Here is a 3,056-nt window from a genome sequence, read left to right on the forward strand (position 1 = left end):
AGTGAATTTAATTTTATACACGTAAGTGATCATAAAATTTATGAACGTATAGCAACCACATTTTTGGTTGCATGGTTTTATGGTTTTGAACTATGAGTGGCTAGCATTTAAGCCACTCATTTTTTGCGTAAGCAAAAACATAAAGGGTATGGGATTAATCCCATCAAGCCGGTATATTCAGAACGAAGTGGCTAGAATATACGACGCTTGCCAAACCACATTATAACTTGAAATTTTGTTGATTATCCTATAATCTGCAAATATAGAAAGTTATAATTTTCGAAGAAACGTGGTGGGATTAAATAAGTGAACATGATAATAATTTGGCTAGCGATGCGTCTGTTGGGAGAAATCGTAAACCCAACCGCAAAGAGACAAAACAAATTAGTTTCAGAGTGAGCGAATCCAAATATGAAAAGTTAAGGTCATCAGCCGAAACTTTGAATATGAGAATAAAAGACATCAAAGTCTAAAAATAGTCACTGGTTTTAATCAAATTTTTGTTTGTGAAATTAGATTATATTTATTTGGCTCATATTTGCGTTTTAAGAACGTATATAAGCTTTTAGGTATAAATCTATATAAATAACTCTTAATTTTTCAAAATACCCCTTTAAAATTCAAATAAAGGCATATAAATATAAAAAGCCAACCCAGATAAAATGGATTGGCTCTTTTTTGCTTATTTTGCAAAGTAGATTATAAAAAACTACTGTTAACAAGCGCTTAAACGTTATAGATATATTATAACAAGAACGCGCATTTATGCCGAGAAAATCTATTTGTCGATGAGAGCCCTTAATTAGACTTAAAGCGCCAGCGGGAGAATAGCGTCAGCTATTAAATCGACCGATGGACAGCTTTAGGATTATTAAGGAGCGCAGAATCGTCGGCAAATAGAGGAATTGGAATAAAGCAACGAAAGGAGTTGAAGAAAATGAGTGAGAAAACTAAGAAAAGCATTCGTATAGCATTATCTTTTGCACAAGTAGTAGTACAGTCATTTATAGTTTATTATGCTTACAAGCAATATAAATTATCTAAAGAAAATTAATTTTTGATTATGTAATAAGTTTTGGTACTAAAAAACACTTGATCTAAATAGACCAAGCCTTTTGATAGTGTTATATTAATACACAAATAAAAAAAGAAGTCGCTCACCCCAAACCGACCAAAGTTTTCGTGAACGACAATCCTAAATAAAATATAAAGAGTTATGTTTTATTAATTTTTGTATATCTAGATATTAAACGATATAGGTTTATTCTTCAAGATATATATTTGGGTGAGCGACTTCTTAAATTAAATTAAGGAGTCGATTTTTTATGAGTACAGAAAATCATTCAAATTACTTACAAAATAAGGATTTAGACAATTTTTCTAAAACCGGCTACTCTAATAGCCGGTTAAGTGTTCCGATTTGGGACACCCCCCAACCAAAATTAAGTTTTGATGCTATGACAATTGTTGGAAATCTTAATAAAAATAATGCTCAAAAGCTATCTGAATTTATGAGTCTTGAACCACAAATTAGACTTTGGGACATACTACAAACGAAATTTAAAGCTAAAGCTCTACAAGAAAAAGTATATATTGAATATGACAAAGTGAAAGCAGATACATGGGATAGACGTAATATGCGCGTTGAATTTAATCCGAATAAACTCACACATGAAGAAATGCTTTGGTTAAAACAAAATATTATCGACTACATGGAAGATGATGGTTTTACAAGATTAGATTTAGCTTTTGATTTTGAAGATGATTTGAGTGATTACTATGCAGTGACTGATAAAGCAGTTAAAAAAACTATTTTTTATGGTCGTAATGGTAAACCAGAAACGAAATATTTCGGTGTTCGTGACAGTGATAGATTTATTAGAATTTATAATAAAAAACAAGAACGTAAGGATAATGCAAATATTGAAATTGTTTCAGAACATTTATGGCGTGTAGAAATTGAATTAAAAAGAGATATGGTTGATTACTGGAATGATTGTTTTAATGATTTACACATTTTAAAACCAGACTATTCGATAATAGAAAAAGCTCCAGACAGACATACAGTTATGGCTTTGCTATTTGATGAGAGTGAATGGGGAAAATTAGAACGTAAAAAGAAATATAGAATGAAAAAATTGATGACCGAAATTTCTCCAATTGATTTAACGGACTTAATGAAATTGACTTTAAAAGAGAACGAAAAACAATTGCAAAAGCAGATTGATTTTTGGCAACGTGAATTTAGGTTTTGGAAGTAAAATAAGTTTTATTTTATAAAAATCGCTAATTCAGTATAATTAATATTTACGAGGTGACATAACATATGAAAAAATCAGAGGATTATTCCTCCTAAATATAAAGATTTAAAATTTAGGAGGAAGTTATATATGAATTTTAATATTATCAAATTAGAAAATTGGGATAGAAAAGAATATTTTGAACACTATTTTAACCAGCAAACTACGTATAGCATTACTAAAGAAATTGATATTACTTTGTTTAAAGATATGATAAAAAAGAAAGGATATGAAATTTATCCTTCTTTGATTTATGCAATTATGGAAGTTGTAAATAAAAACAAAGTGTTTAGAACAGGAATTAATAGTGAGAATAAATTAGGCTATTGGGATAAGTTAAATCCTTTGTATACAGTTTTTAATAAGCAGACTGAAAAATTTACTAACATTTGGACTGAATCTGATAACAACTTCACTTCTTTTTATAATAATTATAAAAATGACTTGCTTGAATATAAAGATAAAGAAGAAATGTTTCCTAAAAAACCGATACCTGAAAACGCCATACCGATTTCAATGATTCCTTGGATTGATTTTAGTTCATTTAATTTAAACATTGGTAATAATGGTAGCTTTTTATTGCCTATTATTACGATAGGTAAATTTTATAGTGAGAATAATAAAATTTATATACCAGTTGCTCTGCAACTTCATCATGCTGTATGTGATGGTTACCATGCTTCACTATTTATGAATGAATTTCAAGATATAATTCACAGGGTAGATGATTGGATTTAGTTTTTAGATTTTGGAAGT

General features: G+C 29.2%; 2 protein-coding genes and 1 pseudogene. All 3 read left to right on the plus strand.

The features are described from left to right. Nucleotides 1-302 precede the first annotated feature (302 nt). A pseudogene (locus KA878_RS14450) lies at nucleotides 303-455 on the plus strand (plasmid mobilization protein); the annotation flags it as partial. An 870-nt stretch (nucleotides 456-1,325) separates the two neighbouring features. Next, nucleotides 1,326-2,261 (plus strand): replication initiation factor domain-containing protein, encoded by a 936-nt coding sequence (locus KA878_RS13520; protein ID WP_194375890.1) that lies wholly within the window; start codon nucleotides 1,326-1,328, stop codon nucleotides 2,259-2,261. Between the two features lie 129 nt (nucleotides 2,262-2,390). Next, nucleotides 2,391-3,038: a type A chloramphenicol O-acetyltransferase gene (gene catA, locus KA878_RS13525; protein WP_001010378.1), complete on the plus strand. Its 648-nt coding sequence runs from the start codon at nucleotides 2,391-2,393 to the stop codon at nucleotides 3,036-3,038. The last annotated feature ends 18 nt before the right edge of the window (nucleotides 3,039-3,056 follow it).

The organism is Staphylococcus sp. GDY8P57P (assembly GCF_017892585.1).
In the GTDB taxonomy this organism is placed as follows: domain Bacteria; phylum Bacillota; class Bacilli; order Staphylococcales; family Staphylococcaceae; genus Staphylococcus; species Staphylococcus borealis.

Excerpts from the sequence above, each read along its gene's own strand:
- KA878_RS13520 (WP_194375890.1), top strand. The coding sequence starts at position 1,326 with ATGAGTACAGAAAATCATTCAAATTACTTACAAAATAAGGATTTAGAC.
- catA (WP_001010378.1), top strand. The coding sequence starts at position 2,391 with ATGAATTTTAATATTATCAAATTAGAAAATTGGGATAGAAAAGAATAT.